Origin of the sequence: Shinella sp. M31, assembly GCF_049199205.1 — a bacterium.
In the GTDB taxonomy this organism is placed as follows: Bacteria; Pseudomonadota; Alphaproteobacteria; order Rhizobiales; family Rhizobiaceae; genus Shinella.
The window spans coordinates 1-17098 of the sequence record NZ_JBLZPH010000099.1 but is presented as its reverse complement, the minus strand read 5'-3'; the positions used below and the strand labels follow the sequence as shown (position 1 = coordinate 17098).

Sequence of the window (17098 nt, the reverse complement as noted above, 5' to 3'; positions counted from 1 at the left end):
GATCCATATCGACATCAAAAGCCTCTGCGGCTTCATGAGGCCGATCACCATCACCGATGATCGCAGGTGGCGGATTTGTATTTAGACATCGGATGGTCTGCCTTCAGCCCCTAAACGGTCATCCATTGCAAGCGTTTCGACGTCCGCTAGGGCCCTGCCATAGGCAGAGAATGATTGCGGCTGAAACGGGGTCCCCAGCCAGTTTAGCGAGACCCATTTGAGCACGACGGACGGCTGGAGATTAGTAGCCAGAATCGCTCAAGTCGTTGAGAAGGCGTCGCTTTTTTCGATGAGAAACGGACACCGGTTTTCAGCGTAAAACCGGCCTAAATTGGCCTGCCTGGGGACCTTGGATTCTCACATGATTTCAGAGACTTAATGAAATCGCTTTTGAATTCCCTCTGTTTTTCCATCGCGAGCGGCCGTGGATGCCACCTTTGTGCCCTGGCTTTGGGCCTCAGTCAATATGGGTGTGGAGCGGAAATAATTTCCGCTTCGGGGCCGAAGCTCACCGTCCTGCGGTCGCCGCGCGGATGGCCGCTTTGCACCAATAGCGGACGTCTGATCGCTCGAAATGAGCGACCGAGTTGGGGGCGGTAGCGGTCAGGCAGCTTTCGAGCGGTGAACTTTAATAGGCGGACGTTAATCTGGCAGGCGCGGGTATCGCCGGACCGAGCCCAGCAGTGGTGTTTAGGGTAGCGCATCAAATTCCCGCTGATGGCCATGCACCATCTCCCGCAGCCTAGCAGGCTGCAGCACTTCGACCGACTTGCCCCACGAGTAGAGGTGCCAACACATTTCAAGGTGGCCCGAAGCCCTAAAACGGACCAGCAACGAGCCATTTGCTTCCTCCTCGACAGTCTGCGTTGGGTGAAACACGAACCGTCTCGCGTGCGGCGCAGCGTCAGGGCTGAAGCGCCACACGACGTCGCCATGCTCGGCGGCGCTTTCGTAAGAGCCGAAGCCCTTCTCGGCGTGTGCGCGGATGCTGAAGCCGGGGTCGAGCTCGAAGCTCTCGCCCAGGACCTCGGCTGAGTATATCTCCTCTACACGGTAGTGCTGGAGCCCCCCGCCTTTCTTCGCCATGTCGCGGGCAACGAGATAGCGACGCACGCCGAGCAGCAGCCCGTGCGGCGCGACAACGCGCTCGCTCGGCTTGTCCTGGGTACGCTTGCGGTAGACGATTCGTAGCAAAAAGGGCCCCTTCAGGGCTTCCGAGATCGCTGCATCGACCTCGCTGCTGATTGCCGGCCGGGGGCCGGGGCGGGCTGCATGGCCCAGCGCCTCAAGCAACGCCTCCTCGTCGACGGCGAGCCGAGTCCCGGCGCCGGGTGGTAGGAGCGCGCGGACTTTGGATTGAAGCTGTCGTAGAATCGCAGCCTCCGCCGTCATATGTTGCGTCTCGAGCTCGCTGATCGCGGTGGCTATGGCTGCGAGTTCCTCGGCCGACGGAGTCAGCAACGGCGCGATTGCCTTAGCGTGGATGCGCCACCGGCGCTTGCGGTCCTCTTCATCCTCGGACTCGGTCTGGGGAAATGCGGCCTGGAGCGCCTCCATCATTCGCTGCGCGGTGCGATGGGAGCAGCCCCATTCCTCGACGATCTCCTCCAGCGATACGCCACTCCGGCGCGTCGCCATCATTGCGAGCTTGAGCAGTTCCTGAGCCTTCGCAAACGACATGGAAATCACCACGACAGCTTTTGTCACCCTTATATGCTACATGGCAGGGAAGGGGAATGCGCATAAGGAAAGGGAAATGCGCATGCGTAAGATAGACGATGCTTTGAGACTCTCGGCCTCTGACCTGATGCGCTTTAAGGGTTGTCGGCACGCGACCGCACTCGACCTACGCTTGATCGAAGTCGGCGACCTTGAGCCACGCAAGGACAGCACCGAGGCCGCATTGCTGCAGCGTCAGGGCGATGAGCACGAGCTCGCGTTCCTCGAGCAGATCAAGGCGAGCGGCCGCCGGGTCGTCGAGATACCCAAGGATGGAATCCCGCTCGAAGAGTCTGTGCGCCTCACCCTGGATGCGATGCGGGATGGACCCGACGTCATCTTCCAGGGCGCACTGCTCGATGGCGCATGGGGCGGCTACAGCGACTTCCTCGAGCGTGTCGAACGGCCGTCCGATCTCGGCGTCTGGTCATACGAGGTCGTCGACACCAAGCTAAAGCGTAAGCCCGACCCAAAACATGTCCTTCAACTCTGCCTCTACAGCGACCTGATCGCGAAGGTGCAGGGGGTGGCGCCCGAGGCGGCCCATCTACAGCTTGGCGACGGCAGCCGCTTCACCGTGCGTCTTTCGGAGGTATCCTCCTATGCGCGCCACGCCCGCCGTATGCTAGAGACGTTCCTCGTCGAACGGCCCGAGACGCGACCCGAGCCGGTGTCGGCATGCGCGCTCTGTCGCTGGAGCGACCTGTGCGGGAAGCAGTGGGAGGTGGAAGACAGCCTCGCACTTGTCGCCGGAATCAGCCGGTCGCAACGCCAGAAGCTCGAGGCGGTCGGCGTGAGCACAATGGCAGGCCTCGCCGCCCGCGGTGAGCGCGTCCCGAGGATGGCGGCCGAGACACAGCGCAAACTGGTCGCGCAGGCGCGCCTCCAGTCGGCGCGACGCGCTGGCGGCCCACCCTCGTTCGAGCTGCGCGACGCGGAACCCGGCAAGGGCTTCGGCCTCCTTCCCACCCCCGACGACGGCGACATCTTCTACGACATTGAGGGCGATCCCTACTTCCCGGGCGGCCTCGAATACCTTCATGGCGTCTGGTATCGTGAGGGCGCGAACTGGCAGTTCCGGGCCTTCTGGGCGCATACCCGCGAGGACGAGGGCCGCGCCGCCGCTGACCTGCTGGCTTTCCTCGCCGACCGCATACGGCACTTCCCGAACGCGCACGTCTACCACTACGCCAACTACGAGATCGCCGCGCTCCGTCGGCTAACCGCGCAGCACCGCACCGGCGAGGCAGCGATGGACCAGCTCCAGCGGGAGCGGCGCTTTGTTGATTTGTTCAAGGTGGTTGCTGGCGGGATGGTCGCGTCCGAGAAGGGCTACTCAATCAAGGACCTCGAGGCCTTCTACATGGAGAAGCGGGCGGCTGACGTCGCGACCGCCGGCGCTAGCGTCGTCTTCTATGAGGAGTGGCGGCAGACGCGGGAGCAGCGACTTCTCGACGAGATACAAGACTACAACCGCACCGACTGCGTCTCGACGCAAATGCTCCGCGACTGGCTGATCCGCGACGTGCGCCCGGCAGGTATGCCGTGGCCCATGCTCGGCGCCATGCCCGAGGATGGCACTCTCTCCAACGTCGATGCCGAGGACGAGGAGGTCGCGGTGCTGCGTACGCGCTTGCAGCCGGCCCGCGAGCGGCTCGGCGAGCGCGTTGCCGACTTGCTCCTTGACCTCAGCCAGTTCCACAAGCGCGAGGACAAGCCGACCTGGTGGGCGATCTTCGACCGCCTCGCGCAGGAAAGCGAGGAACTGCTTGACGACCTCGAGTGCATTCAGGGACTTGAGGCCATAGGTGAGCCTGTAAAAGTCACCGCGAAGTCGTTCGAGCGCACCTACCGCTTCCCGCCGCAGGAAACGAAGCTGCGCGCGGGCAAGTCGCCGTGCGTGAAGCCGGCGGCTATGCCCGAGGACGTCAACCTCCGTTCCATTGACCACGAGGCAAACACTCTGGTGCTACGGCGCTCGACGGCGAAAGGGTCGCTTCCGGACAGGCTCGACCTCCTACCGCCGCAGCCGCTCCGCAACAGCGTCCTCAAAGACGCAGTCGCTGCGGTGACCGAGGAGATCATCGCCAACACCGGCCGGCTCCCGGCTGTCGAGCATCTGCTGACGCAGTCGCCGCCGGTATTTGTCGATGGCCTGAGACCCGTCAGTGTAATTCCGACCGATGGCGACCTTCCCACCGAGACTAGCCGCGCGATCGCGGCGATGGCGGGAACGACGCTCGCGATCCAGGGCCCGCCGGGCACCGGCAAGACCTTTGTCAGCGCGCTCTCGATCGTGGACCTCGTCCGCGCGGGCAAGCGCGTCGCGGTCTCATCCAACAGCCATAAGGCGATCAGCAACCTTCTCGAGGCGGTGGTCGATCGGGCACGCTCAGAGGGCGTGGCGTGCCGCGTCGTCCAGAAGGCGTCCGATGACGGCGATGACGAGGGGCACCCCGGCATTGTCGTCGTGAACGACAACGACGCGCCAGAGATCGCGACGGCGCACGTGGTCGGTGCGACTGCTTGGCACTTCGCTCGCTACGCTGATTTCGCCTTCGACTACCTTATCGTCGACGAGGCAGGGCAGGTCTCAATCGCCAACATCCTCGCCATGGTCCGCTGCGCTCGCAACATCGTGCTTGTCGGCGATCCTATGCAGTTGCCGCAACCACTGCAGGGCAGCCATCCGGGTGACAGTGGCAGGTCGTGTCTGGAATACCTCATCGACGGCCATCGGGTCGTGCCGTCCGACCGTGGTGTCTTTATGCCGATCAGTCGCCGCATGCATCCGCGGGTATGCGGCTACATCTCGACGGCAGTCTACGAGAGCCGACTTAGGAGCGACGAGAAGGCCGGCGGCCAGACGCTCGTCTCCCGCAGGGGCGACGACTTGGTCGGCGCTGGCATGCGTGCCGTCGCACACTTCGGCCGTTCGCAGGTCAGCCCTGAGGAAATCGACGCCATTGCTGCACGGGTCGCGGAGGTGGAAGGCTCGACATATCGCGACAGAGATGGTCGCGAGCGTATCGTCGGTCATGCCGATATCCTCGTCGTTGCGCCCTACAACGCACAGGTAAACGCGTTACGGGCGCGGCTGCCGGAGACGGTCCGGGTCGGCACGATCGACCGTTTCCAAGGCCAAGAAGCGCCCATATGCTTAGTGTCCATGACAACCTCGAGCGGCGAGGAGCTGCCGCGCGACATCGCATTCCTGTTCTCGCTGAACCGGATCAACGTGGCAGTCTCGCGTGCCCAAGTCGCAGCGATGGTATTCGCCGCTCCAGCGCTTCTTGAGACTCCGTGCCGGACGATCGAGGAAATGGCGCTGGTCAACGCACTCTGCACGTTACGCGAATATGGGGGTGACAGCTTCTTACACCCGCGTGTGCGACTGTGCGGTGATGAAGTGGCACCTTTGGGACATCAGCTTTCGTCACATAATCGACAGCGATAGCCATGGCGGCGATCCCAATTCCACGCGAGGCTTACCCAAGGCGCTGTGTGGCCTGGAAAGGGATCGATATGAACCAGCGAGAAACATTCCCAATGAACGAACTGCCTAAAGGTATTCACAACATAACCCGTCTGCCGAGCGCGCCGCTCGGCGAGCTCTGGAATTCGATCGTCTTAGACGAGGGCACCAAGGCCAAGCTGCTGTCGCAGGCCGTGCTCAATTTCACGCTGCGTTCGAAGGTTTCGCGCTCGGTGATCCCGTTGCATGGCGTCATTATGCTTACGGGCGTTCCTGGGACGGGGAAGACCTCGCTCGCCAAGGGGCTGGCACATCGCGTTGCCCAAGCTTTCCGCAGCGATGCCTTCCGCCTTCTCGAAGTGGAGCCTCATTCTCTCGCCAGTGCTGCCCACGGCAAGACCCAGCGCGCAGTGACCGATCTTTTCGGCCAGGCGATCTCAGAGGCCGCACAGGTCGGTCCGACGATCGTCCTGCTGGACGAAGTTGAGACTTTGGCGGCGGACCGCAGCAAGCTAAGCCTTGAGGCAAACCCCGTCGATGTCCACCGCGCCACGGATGCAGTCCTTGTCCAGCTCGATGCCCTTGCAGAAAAGCATCCAAGCCTTCTGTTCGTAGCTACGAGCAACTTCCCCAAGGCCGTTGACGACGCGTTTCTCTCGCGTTGTGATCTCATCCTCGAAGTCCCGCTCCCCACCAAGGAAGCCTGCCTGCTCATCCTGCGCGATTGCCTTGGCGGCCTTGCTAAGGTCTTCCCGGAGATGGGGAAGCTCACGGACGCTAAGGGTTTGGAAGAGTGCGCTGCTGCCTGCGTCGGTTTGGATGGCCGCGCCATTCGCAAGATGGTGGCTAACGCACTGGCTTCCGACCAGGCCACCGCGATGAACCCGGGCAGCGTGACAATGTCGGCAATCATCGCTGCCGCAAAATCAGCCCATAAAACTCGCGTCAAGGAGGCCCGCAGATGAGCAGCACCTACTCCCGCGTCTTCCGCAGCAATCCTCACCGCGATGCGCTCGACACCTGGAAGGAGATTGTCGAGCTGCTCACGCAGGGGCGTGATGGTTCAGATCGGAACGAACTTCTCGCGGCCGGCGGCACGGCGGCGAGCGTCATCGCCGAACAGGCGGCCAAGGACGCTGCGATTGTAGTGACCTGCGACGGCCCGCGCACGCGCATATACACCCTCCATGATGACGATGCCATCGATGGGTCGGATGCAAAGGAAGACACGCTGGGCTACGACCCTCTGAAGGGCGATTGGAAGTTGTCGCTACCTTGCCCCACCGACGACCTCGAATGGGTCAACAACTCGCTGAAGAAGCAGAGCAACCGGATCACCGCCCGCGACAGCGCGGAAACCGCTGGCAGCGATACCACGAAGGCCTCCACCAGCGGCGCGCTCGTCCTCGATCCGAAAGGTTTCCTCGGCTCATGACCACCGTTGCCGTAAACACCTACACCCACTCGGTGACCTACGTGGCCGACAATATCCTCAAGAGTCTCAAAGACATCATCCGTCTGAGTGGACTCGATCCTTCGAACCTTGTCAACGACTGGGACACCAACATGCGGGCTCTCAAGACGTGGTTGGGGACGCAAGACCTCGAAAGGGTTGTGCTGGAAATCTACAACAAGACGACAGGTGCGCTCATCGTCCGCTGGGACATCGACATCGTCTATAGCTGGAACGGCGGCGGCGGCTTTTGGACTGACACTGATCAGCTCAAGTATCACCTTCGCAAGGCAGGCGTCGCACCTTCCGACGCCTGCTACGACATCAAGATGAAAAGCAAACCGGGACGACCGGACGTGCAGGGCTGGGGCCCCGGCTCTTACCGTTCTACCGATGGCTTCATTCGTCACAATCTCGGATCGACGATCGACCACAATGGCCTGGGCGGAAGCGCAGCCTACTGGAGGAAGAGCTGATGCTTACGACCGACGACGCGTTCAGGAAATTCAAGTCGAGGCTTGAGCTTAACGATCGCGAACAGGAAAACGCGTCAAAGAGGCAGAACGAGGTGAGAGACTATCTCGATACCAAGTTCGCCATAGCCAACAGCTTCTTGACAGGGTCTTACAAGCGTCACACCAAGACCAAGCCGCTCAAGGACATCGACATCTTCTTCGTCCTCAAGGAGAGCGAACGTTCCAAGTACCGTGACAAGGCCCCCTCGGTTGTCCTCGACGATTTCCGTAAGGCACTCGTCGAGAAATACGACGAGAAGGCGGTGCGCAAGCAGGGCCGTTCGGTGAACGTCGACTTCGGCGTTACGGTAGACGCCGAGGACAATACCGACTACCGCATCCTGAGCGTCGACGTCGTTCCTGCCTTCTCGTCTGGCGACGACTATGAGATCCCAGACACGGACAAAGGCGAGTGGATCAAGACGAATCCCAAGATTCACGCCCAGAAAGCGATTGATGCGCACCAGGCCTTCTCCAACGAATGGAAGGGCCTGGTCCGCATGATCAAATATTGGAACAACAATCCAAGGCACGGAGCCGACAAGCCCGTCAAGCCGTCGTTCCTCATCGAGGTCATGGCGCTCGAGTGCCTCTACGGCGGATGGCAGGGCCGCTTCGACTACGAAATCGAGGGGATGTTCTCGACACTGGCCGGCCGCATCTTCGACACCTGGGCCGATCCCGCCAGGCTCGGCCCGCCGATCAGCGACGGCATGGACGGCACCCGCAAGCAGCGTGCACGCGATCTTCTCATGGCAGCCGGCCGCGATGCTCGAAGCGCCATAAATCTCGCCAAGCACGGACGCAACGGCGATGCCTTGAAAGCATGGCGCGCGCTGTTCGGTCCCAAGTTCCCGCTCTCTTGAAGGAAAGGAAGACCTCATGTCCGAATGGTCCCTGTCACAACTCCTTTCCTCGTTGCACGAAGACATCCAATCGCGGCTGTCGGTGGCGCGCAAGAGCTTCCAGCACCCCGGGATGAAGGGCGACGCGAGCGAAAGCGTCTGGATCAGCCTGCTGGAGAAGTACCTGCCCTCCCGATACAGCGTCGCCAAGGCCCACGTCGTCGACAGCAGGGGAAAATTCAGCGAGCAGATCGACGTGGTCGTTTTCGACCGGCAGTATTCGCCGTTCATCTTCACCTACGAGAACCAGACGATCATTCCCGCCGAGAGCGTTTACGCCGTCTTCGAGGCAAAGCAGACTGCCGACGCACAGCTCGTCAAATATGCTCAGGAAAAGGTTGCTAGTGCCAGGCGGCTCCATCGGACGAGCCTGCCGATACCGCACGCGGGCGGCGTCTATCCAGCGAAGCCCTTGATCCCGATTTTCGGCGGAATCCTGACTTTCGAGAGCGAATGGAGTCCGCCAATGGGCAAGTCGCTTGAAGCGATCCTCCTCGATGGCACCGGCGATCGCCAGTTGGATATCGGGTGTGTGGCGTCGCACGGCCACTTCGCACGCAACGGCGCAGGCGGATATGACTTCGTGTCCGAGAACAAGCCAGCCACCGCATTCCTGTTCAAGCTGATCTCTCGGCTACAATTCAGCGGCACCGTCCCTATGATCGACATCGACGCCTATGGTGAATGGTTGGCGAAGTAATCGACGACGTCGAACAGTGTTGGCATGTCATGGGTTAACAAATCGGGCCTCGCGATAGCGCATCGTCACGATAGGCGGTGAACAATCCGCTGCCCGAGGGAACCCACGCATGCTGATTGATTGGAGACAAAGCGCCGCCATCTGCACCGATGTTCGCAATCGACCGATTGCGGACGAGGCCCATTGTGTGTCGAAGTAGTGCGACGATTTTAGGCCCGACTACCGCTATGTCAGCCGCTTTATCAAGGAACATCGGGCGATAAAACGCCTGCTCAGGTGCTTTGCCTAACCGCCACCGCGCCGAAAAGCCCGGGGATCGTGCGCGCCGCGGCGCCCTGCCGGCTGACAAGAGAAGGCTTTTCGGGCACTGCGCATCAATTCAACCAGTTGCGGTGTCTGACGCGAATTGACACCCATGGCGTTTATTTTAGAAGCTGCGATCCGGTGAAACGATTCTTCTTCGGCTCATTCTTATTCGAGATTGTAGGGCGACCATGAAAGACATTGCGGCACTATCTGTTTTTCGGCAACCGACTTGATGCGGCGGCGCGGCGAGAGACCGGAGCCTGGTGAGGACAGCGAAGATGCGGCCCTGCTGCAGAGACAGGGCGAAGCACACGAAGCGGCGCACTTAGAAAGACTTGAAGCCTCGGGCTGGTCGGCGTTCGCGATCCCGCGTGATGATCTGACAGCCGATGCCGATGCCACTTGAGATGCCTTTAGCGCAAGGGACTGAGGTCGTGTTGCAGGGAGCGTTCCTGTCAGGCAACTGGGGCGGATGGTTGGATTTCTGATGCAAGTGGATCGCCCTTCGGCGCTTGGTGGGCTCGAGTATGTGCACGGTATCTGGCACGACGGGCAGTTTCGGGCCTTTTAAGCGCATGATCACGCCGTGGAGGCACGGGCGCTTGAGGATCTTCTGACTTTCTTCAGTACGCGTTTGGAGGAATACGCGAAACGAAATGTGGGACGGTTGAGCAGATGCGGTTGGTGAACACGTTGTGTGCATTGAGCATTATGGAAATTCAGAGTGAAACAAACGATGACAGAAGATGAAAGCGGTTGGGTTCAGATCCAAAAGGAACAAGCTGTAGCCTTTGGCAAGCCAGTCCCTTCTGGTTTCGTTGTTCGCCAGGGTTCAACCGCGATGCGTGTGGGATCTCCGGACAAGAAACGGGATAGGCCCGAACGAGATCGATTGTTAGAGCAGGGTGTTTTAGTTCCCGATGAGAACCCAGCGCTTTTCCGCTTTGCTGTCGATCATGTGTTCAGCAGTCAGAGTCGCGCGGCGGGAGTGGTAATCGATGGAAATAGCAATGGTAGTCATTGGCGACCGGCTACAAGCGTTCCTCCGATGGAAGCCGATGCAAGGGGTATCTTCACGAGAGCCGAGATTGAAGCGGCTATGGATGCCTTTGATCGCCACAGCCTGACCGGTGAAAACGCAGAGATATTCAGTCAGTTCGGGGAACCTCGTGATTACTGGGTGCGCTCCAGTCGTGAGCGCCCAAAGCGCGTTTATCCCACGAAGCCACTTGTCGGCTTCATCTTGCGGAAGATCGACCTGAACGGAGGATGGGGGCAGAAAGCGGATGCGGCCGCGCGACTACACAATTCGGGCTTCATTATTGTGGACCAGGATGACAAGCCTGTCCCGCCTCCCGAACGCTACGACCACCTTATACGCGACGCTGACCGCATACGTCTTTGCGCGCGAAATTATTTCATTGAGCCGGGGCGAGAGCGGAATGCTCCAAAGGTGGCTATTCGCGCCAGCCAGATCGCTGAGGCAATGGGCCTTCCAGACGCATTTCCGAACATCTGCAGTGCACTTGGTGGCAAGAAGTTCCAGGAATTGGCTCAGGTGCCACCCCCAACTCATACCGAGCCGAACCCCAGCAGCTCAACCATCTTCACTTACAAGCTCGCATCGCAAGCGGAGGCAGCCACCGTGACAGAAGCAAAAACAACACCAACACGCTCGGCAACCAACCTGATTCTTTACGGCCCGCCGGGAACCGGCAAGACTTACGCCACCGCATTGGAAGCCGTTCGACTGTGTTTGGGCGACGCAGCGGCCGAACTTCTGCGCGCTGAACGCGAGGCCCTGATGGTCGAGTATCACCGTCTTTCCAGCGAGGGCCGGATTGAGTTCGTTACCTTTCACCAGTCGATGACCTATGAGGATTTCGTTGAGGGCCGTCAGCCCATGACAGGATCGGACGATAGTGAAGAAACGTCTTCAGTGGGTTTCCGGCTAGAAACCGTGCCTGGAATTTTTCGGCGCATTGCCAAGCGAGCCGAAACGGGCTTAGGCAAGACGGCGATCCGCAACCGGATCACAATTGATGGTAGACAAATCTACAAGATGTCAGTTGGCTTCAGCCGAGATGCCGGAGATCAAGACCTCTTCGAGGAAGTGATTGAGGGCGGCTACACCGTTCTGGACTGGGAAGACATCGACTGGAGCGACCCAAAGTATGAGGCTGCTGGGGAAATCCTGAAAACTTGCCAGTCACAAGGAAAGATCGAGGGACCGGTCACTTTACAGTCTGGCCAGGTGTCAATCACCGACACGTTTCGAAATCGTCTCAAGCGAGGCGATATCATTGTCGTGTCGAAAGGGAACCAGTTGGTCCGAGCTATAGGTGAAGTGACCGGCGACTACGAATATCATCCGCGACCAGAGGGAAACTATGGCCACAGGCGTGCCGTTCGCTGGCTCTGGCACGACGTTGCGGGTGTGCCGGTCACCGAGATCTATGATGGCAATTTTACGATGCGGTCGATCTACGGGTTGAGGAAAGAGCGCCTCAATATTCCTGCCCTCGAGCGCTACATGAATAGCACGATCAAGGAGGTTGATGCCGGCGCTGAACGCGAGGCTTTTGTGCTGATCATCGATGAGATCAACCGGGCCAATATTTCAAAGGTCTTCGGCGAACTGATCACGCTCTTGGAGCCCGACAAGCGGCTGGGTATGCCGAACGAAATCCGTCTTGCGTTGCCATATTCCAAATTGCCGTTCGCTGTGCCGGCGAACCTGCACATCATCGCGACGATGAATACGGCCGACAGGTCAATTGCGCTTCTGGACACTGCGCTACGGCGCCGGTTCGCGTTCCGCGAGCTAATGCCAGATCCCCATGTGCTGCCAAATAACGTTGAAGGGATCAATCCTCAGAAGCTTCTGCGCACAATCAACGAACGGATTGAGTATCTGTTCGACCGCGAACATCAGATCGGTCATGCCTATCTCACCGGCTGCGATACCCGCGCCAAGATCGCAGCGGCGATGCGATACAAGGTGATCCCCTTGCTATCCGAGTATTTCTACGAGGATTGGTCAAAGGTTGCCGCGGTCCTCGGCGACGCGGCGCAGAGCAATCCGCGGTTCTTGGTGCGAGATGTCATATCCGCGCCACCCGGATTGGACTCTGACACGGTATCTGGCGTTCGCTATCGCTGGCGCGTCCGTCCCGAGGTTCAAGGTGATCGCGATGGTGGCTTTGACTTTACGGAGTTCGAAGTCGAATGACCGCTTTCAGCGTGCTGGAATACCGGTCGCTCCCCCGCGGTGACGGGCCTGGTTGTATCCCGGACAGGATGGCCGACCGCCTGGCCGCAGTTAGCAAGACGTCGATTTTTGCTGGACGGGGCGAAAGGGGCGTGCTCGAGGACCGCCGGCATGAGTTGCGCGCCCGCGGCGTGGTTGGTGTCATTGCGGCCGAGGACTGCAGCCTGGAGATCCTTCCTAAGATCGACGTACCCGCCGCACATGGCTCGATCGAAGAGCGGAGCGAAATCCGCAAGCGTCTTGTCCACATGCTCGCCGTGGCGCTGGACATGAAGATCGAGACTGGGCGCTTGTCGGAACTGGACTGGCAGCACGAAACGCTTCTCGAAATCCTGGTCCGGGTATTTTGTGGCAAGCTCACGGAAGCTCTCCGTCGCGGTATGCCACGTAAATATATTGGCCAAGAGGACGACTTACCCGCGTTGCGCGGGACGCTTGACGTGTCCCGCCAATTCACTCGCCATGCGGTTAACCCCAGCCGCCTTGCTTGCCGATTTGACGAGCTGTCCACCGACATCGCGTTGAACCGCGTCATGAAGGCGGCACTTGCCCATCTTTCCAAGCTGTCGCGCAGTACGTCCAATCTCCACCGGCTTCGGGAGTTGGCATTTGTTTATGCGGACATTTCGGCCATTCCGGTTCCCGCTCTGCGGTGGGATGAAGTCGTGATCGACCGGACCAATCGTGGCTGGCAGGATCTAGTCGGAATGGCGCGGATGTTCTTGCGCAACCAATTCCAGACCACGAGCGCCGGGGCCGGCCAGGGAACAGCGCTTCTGTTCGAAATGAACACGCTTTTCGAGGAGTATGTCGGACGGTTGGTCGCACGCGCGATGGCAGGAACAGAGTACAGCGTCACGCTCCAGGGCGGGCGGGAGTATTGTCTGACGGCTCAAGACAGCGGGCGTCAGGTTTTTCAAACCAAACCTGACATCCTGATCCGCCGTGGCAGCGAGGTGGTGCAAGTGATAGACACCAAGTGGAAAAGGATTTCCTCTAGGATTGATGATCTTAAACAGGGCGTTTCCCAATCTGATGTTTACCAGATGATGGCCTACGCCCACCTTTACAAGGCGCCTCACTTGACCCTGCTTTACCCCCACCACACAGGACTTTCGGGGGACGATGGCATCCAAGGGCAGTTCTGGATTTCGGGACAAGCCACGACACTTGAAACTGTGAGCATCGACGTGGCACTTGGCGCTGACGACGATATCGTTGCACGGCTAAAGAAAATCATTGTTCCCGCAACCGGCAAAGGCGTCATGGTACCCGGTTAAGCCATGAATAAATCAGACGCTTAAAGGTGGAACGGGCGTTATGCCGCCATGACGTTAAAGTGTGCCTCAATTGATTTCCGGGGCCTTGAAAGGCGTGGGGGCTCCGGGCTATAAAAATACTTCATCCGCCTTCGATGCCGGCACGCGGTTCGATTTGCCGAGATCAAGGATTCCGATGGATCGGTAAGCCGGCAGGATGCCGTCCGAGCAGCTTAATCCTCTGTCGCTGCCATCGCCAGTTCGTCGAGCTGCATTCCATCTGGTCGATCAGGTGCGCCCTGTGCTCGGGAACGCCCGCCGCGCAGTTCACGCCTCAGCGTCTTCTTGAATTTTGAGGATGGCTGCTATAGAACAGAAAGTGAACATTACTATTTTCTATGCCGTGATCGAACGTCTGTTTGCGATTGCTTATCCATCAACATGGTTTTGTAGCCTTGGGAGCCCAGCCAATTGACGAATCAGGGCCTTCCGCCGAGAACTTGGCCGACACAGGGGAATGGACATTGGGTGATCTGAAGTGGGAAAAGCTGCTCAATTCGCAGCGCCGTAAGGACAAGGCCAAAGGAAAAAGGGCAGAGCGCTCTGCCAAGACCGCCGAACATCGTACCGAACTCGAGCGCGACCACGACCGAATTTTGTTCTCTACGCCGGTCCGGCGCATGCAAGACAAGACCCAAGTCTTTCCCCTTGATCCTCATGACAGTGTTCGCACCCGCCTGACCCATAGCCATGAAGTAGCTAACATGGCGCGCAGTTTTGGTACGGCCCTTGTGTACGTCTATCCAGAACAGTTCAATCTGCCAGAGAGCCTCAACGCGGAACGAAACGTTCCAGCCCTGCTCGAAGCAATTGGTCTTGCACACGACCTCGGCAACCCACCGTTCGGCCACCAAGGCGAGGACGCCATACAGTCCTGGATGAAGGCTCGGGCACCAGATATTTTCGAGGGGCTCGACGGAGCCGCACTCAGGGAAGACTTCCTCAAGTTCGAAGGCAACGCCCAGGCTTTCCGACTTCTGACGCGCCTGCAAATCGTCAATGATTCTTACGGTCTGAACATGACCTACGCGTTCCTCGCAGCGCTCATGAAGTATCCCAGCCCGTCGGACAAGGTGAACAAGAAGATCTTGGCGCGCAAGAAGTTCAACTATTTTCAATCGGAAGCCGATATCGCCAAGGAAGTGTGGGCGGAAACAGGCTTGGGGGAGGGTGTTCGGCATCCACTGACCTTCATCATGGAGGCTTGCGATGACATCGCCTATTCCATTGTCGATGTCGAAGATGCTGCCAAGAAGGGCTTGGTAAACTTCGATCGGCTAGCAGGGTTCCTTGAGTTCGAAGGCTCTGATGATGCATGCATTGCTTCTGTCATCGTCAAGGCAAGGCAGCAACACCAAGAATTTCGTGCGCAGTCTTTGTCTGCCGCCGAACTCGACGACATCACCATGCAGATGTTCCGGGTTAATGCCATCGGCGTCATGATCGTGGCGGCGACCAAGGCTTTTGCCGAAAACTTGCCGGCCATGATGGCGGGCACTTTCGACAAGGAACTCATGGCTGAATCCGATGCCAAACGCTTGTGGACACTGCTGAAAGAGTTCGCCGGCAAGCACATATATCCGCACCGCCAGGTGCTGGAGGTCGAGTTGAAGGGACATCAAACGATTCATGGGCTCATGGACATCTTCTGGGCCGCGATCACCAACCGGAAAGATCCGCTTGATATAGGGTCGAAGCGAACCTCTCCCGTGCACAGCTACGTCTATTCACGTATCTCGGAGAACTATCGGCGAGTTGCTGAATCTCCGGACAATCGCATGCCAATCCGCTACCGGGAACTGCAACTGATGACGGACATGATGTCGGGCATGACGGATAGCTTCGCGATTTCGCTGCTGAAGGATCTGCGTGAGCGAGGAGCGGTATGAGTGCTGTCCACCACGTTCGGGACCTGGATCTAAGTCACGACATTGCCGACTTCATCAGAGGATCGCACGGCGGCGACATCGGCAGCCTGGTAGATATTCTGAGCGGTGCTGGCGATAGTGCAATTTTTGGCGGTCTGCCGCGTGATTTCGCGCGCGAAGGGCGTAACGCCTTCAACTCCGATGTCGATGTGGTGGTGGATGCGTCGCCGGATGTGTTGGATACCCTTCTTGCCGCGCTTGGCGGTCACCGCAACCGCTTTGGCGGATACAGGCTCAAATATGGTCGGTTCGATTTCGACGTGTGGGCGCTGCAATCGACATGGGCCGTAAGCAATGGCTACGTGGCCGCGCACTCTCTGAACGATCTGATCAAGACCACGTTCTTCGACTGCGATGCGGTGCTCTTCCATTGTCGCACGCTTGAAATCACAAGTTCGGACCGGTTCTGGACAAGTATCAAACACGGCATCGTCGATATCAACCTCGAAGCCAATCCACATTATATCGGCACGCTGGCACGCACCTTGCGGATTTTGTTGGATTGGCGTCAGGACCTGGGTCCCAAGCTTACCAGCTATTTGGTAGAGGGCATGGCCCGCAACGGTGGCGAGATTGTGGACTATGTTGCCCGCAACGGCCTTGGGCGCCGCCTAGCAGCAGGGAGCGATCCGAATGCCGTGATTTTGGAGATCTGCAAACACACGGCGGGCCGATCATCTTGCAATCGCTTGGTTAAGTTCAACCCACTTCACTACGGCCCGTACGTGGCAGGAGACCAGGGGACGTGTCCGGAGACCATCAGGGGCCTTGTGGCGGTAGCGTCGGAGAATCAGTCCTCGTGTCGCTCCCCTGCGGGACGAACGATCGCGGCTGCGTCGAAAAACTCGGGTTGATGGAAAACGCTTTCGATTGATCGTACCAGCGCCCCGGCAAATGCACTGACCACAAGACGGAAATTATTTCCGATATCTCAGCGCACAAAAAGATCTTCTAATTGATCCAACCTTCGCTCATCAGCCGCTCATAAGCGACCTTGATATGCGCCGGCTTCATAAGCTCGCGCTTGCGAGCATTCCAAGCGTGGACTCGTTGGATAACCTCGTCCAAGCTCTTGCTCTCGCTCTCCCCAGCGGCCCAATGGACTGTGCCCAGAAGTTCCATGCCGTAAGGTGACTCAAAGCCATCGATCAGTTTAGCAATTCGCTGAACGCGCTCATTTGTTGTCGGATCGCCGGCAGCAGAAAAGTAACGTTCCGCATCGTTCAGTGCTGCATCCAGAACTATGATTTCTGAAGGTTTCGTTCCGTCACCGACACCCTTCAAGTAGGCTCCATCCATCTTTGTCAGGACGTGCCTAAGGGCAGGCGCGTAGGGCCCATAGGTATATTTCTGGAATTTAAGGGTGTTGATTGCCACTGAGAACTGACCCGGCGTTTCCACCGAGAATTGACCCGCCTATTAGGTATGTTTCGGGTCTGCGGTCGTGGTCAAGTTTCTCGTTTTCTCCTTTGTCGTTTTGGGCTCGTGCGCTGAGCTGTTCTTGAAG

The 17098-nt window shown here is 58.9% G+C and carries 12 protein-coding genes; 10 read left to right on the top strand and 2 right to left on the bottom strand.

The features are described from left to right. Nucleotides 1–690: 690 nt before the first annotated feature. On the bottom strand, nucleotides 691–1680 hold the full coding sequence (locus tag ACOZKU_RS17205; RefSeq protein WP_421579889.1) for a helix-turn-helix transcriptional regulator: 990 nt from the start codon (nucleotides 1678–1680) through the stop codon (nucleotides 691–693). Between ACOZKU_RS17205 and ACOZKU_RS17200 the strand changes: the two genes are divergently transcribed. The 10 genes from ACOZKU_RS17200 (at nucleotide 1679) to ACOZKU_RS17155 (ending at nucleotide 16445) form a co-directional block, all read left to right on the top strand. After that, entirely contained in the window at nucleotides 1679–5176 is a 3498-nt protein-coding gene (locus ACOZKU_RS17200) for a TM0106 family RecB-like putative nuclease (RefSeq protein WP_421579888.1), read from the top strand. The two genes, ACOZKU_RS17205 and ACOZKU_RS17200, sit on opposite strands and share 2 nt — an antisense overlap. Before the next feature lie 92 nt (nucleotides 5177–5268). After that, nucleotides 5269–6159 carry an AAA family ATPase gene (locus tag ACOZKU_RS17195; RefSeq protein WP_421579887.1) on the top strand — a complete coding sequence of 297 codons (891 nt, stop codon included), beginning with the start codon at nucleotides 5269–5271 and terminating at the stop codon, nucleotides 6157–6159. After that, a complete protein-coding gene (locus ACOZKU_RS17190) occupies nucleotides 6156–6629 on the top strand; it encodes a hypothetical protein (RefSeq protein ID WP_421579886.1) in 474 nt (157 codons plus the stop codon). The genes ACOZKU_RS17195 and ACOZKU_RS17190 overlap by 4 nt, the downstream gene beginning before the upstream one ends. Continuing rightward, complete coding sequence (locus ACOZKU_RS17185; protein ID WP_003508389.1) at nucleotides 6626–7123, top strand: hypothetical protein; 498 nt, start codon at nucleotides 6626–6628, stop codon at nucleotides 7121–7123. The genes ACOZKU_RS17190 and ACOZKU_RS17185 overlap by 4 nt, the downstream gene beginning before the upstream one ends. Then, nucleotides 7123–8028 carry a CBASS oligonucleotide cyclase gene (locus ACOZKU_RS17180; RefSeq protein ID WP_421579885.1) on the top strand — a complete coding sequence of 302 codons (906 nt, stop codon included), beginning with the start codon at nucleotides 7123–7125 and terminating at the stop codon, nucleotides 8026–8028. Before ACOZKU_RS17185 ends, ACOZKU_RS17180 begins: the two co-directional genes overlap by 1 nt. Before the next feature lie 16 nt (nucleotides 8029–8044). Beyond that, the gene (locus ACOZKU_RS17175) at nucleotides 8045–8767 is read left to right on the top strand and encodes a DUF6602 domain-containing protein (protein WP_209787410.1); all 723 of its coding nucleotides are present in this window, start codon (nucleotides 8045–8047) and stop codon (nucleotides 8765–8767) included. 1030 nt (nucleotides 8768–9797) lie between these two features. Further along, entirely contained in the window at nucleotides 9798–12305 is a 2508-nt protein-coding gene (locus ACOZKU_RS17170; protein WP_421579884.1) for an AAA family ATPase, read from the top strand. Next, complete coding sequence (locus ACOZKU_RS17165) at nucleotides 12302–13624, top strand: McrC family protein (RefSeq protein WP_421579883.1); 1323 nt, start codon at nucleotides 12302–12304, stop codon at nucleotides 13622–13624. The genes ACOZKU_RS17170 and ACOZKU_RS17165 overlap by 4 nt, the downstream gene beginning before the upstream one ends. A gap of 503 nt (nucleotides 13625–14127) precedes the next feature. After that, complete coding sequence (gene dgt, locus ACOZKU_RS17160) at nucleotides 14128–15552, top strand: dGTP triphosphohydrolase (protein ID WP_421579882.1); 1425 nt, start codon at nucleotides 14128–14130, stop codon at nucleotides 15550–15552. Beyond that, a complete protein-coding gene (locus tag ACOZKU_RS17155; RefSeq protein WP_421579881.1) occupies nucleotides 15549–16445 on the top strand; it encodes a hypothetical protein in 897 nt (298 codons plus the stop codon). The genes dgt and ACOZKU_RS17155 overlap by 4 nt, the downstream gene beginning before the upstream one ends. Before the next feature lie 97 nt (nucleotides 16446–16542). Here the strand turns inward: ACOZKU_RS17155 and ACOZKU_RS17150 are convergent, their stop codons facing one another. Then, nucleotides 16543–16968, bottom strand: coding sequence for a hypothetical protein (locus ACOZKU_RS17150; protein WP_421579880.1), 426 nt, complete (start codon nucleotides 16966–16968; stop codon nucleotides 16543–16545). Between the last annotated feature and the right edge of the window lie 130 nt (nucleotides 16969–17098).

What these genes read in the sequence shown, in the direction of transcription:
- ACOZKU_RS17185 (WP_003508389.1), top strand. Translation starts at nt 6,626, where the DNA reads ATGACCACCGTTGCCGTAAACACCTACACCCACTCGGTGACCTACGTG.
- ACOZKU_RS17190 (WP_421579886.1), top strand. Translation starts at nt 6,156, where the DNA reads ATGAGCAGCACCTACTCCCGCGTCTTCCGCAGCAATCCTCACCGCGAT.
- ACOZKU_RS17175 (WP_209787410.1), top strand. Translation starts at nt 8,045, where the DNA reads ATGTCCGAATGGTCCCTGTCACAACTCCTTTCCTCGTTGCACGAAGAC.
- ACOZKU_RS17205 (WP_421579889.1), bottom strand. Translation starts at nt 1,680, where the DNA reads ATGTCGTTTGCGAAGGCTCAGGAACTGCTCAAGCTCGCAATGATGGCG.
- ACOZKU_RS17180 (WP_421579885.1), top strand. Translation starts at nt 7,123, where the DNA reads ATGCTTACGACCGACGACGCGTTCAGGAAATTCAAGTCGAGGCTTGAG.
- ACOZKU_RS17155 (WP_421579881.1), top strand. Translation starts at nt 15,549, where the DNA reads ATGAGTGCTGTCCACCACGTTCGGGACCTGGATCTAAGTCACGACATT.
- ACOZKU_RS17165 (WP_421579883.1), top strand. Translation starts at nt 12,302, where the DNA reads ATGACCGCTTTCAGCGTGCTGGAATACCGGTCGCTCCCCCGCGGTGAC.
- ACOZKU_RS17200 (WP_421579888.1), top strand. Translation starts at nt 1,679, where the DNA reads ATGGAAATCACCACGACAGCTTTTGTCACCCTTATATGCTACATGGCA.
- ACOZKU_RS17195 (WP_421579887.1), top strand. Translation starts at nt 5,269, where the DNA reads ATGAACGAACTGCCTAAAGGTATTCACAACATAACCCGTCTGCCGAGC.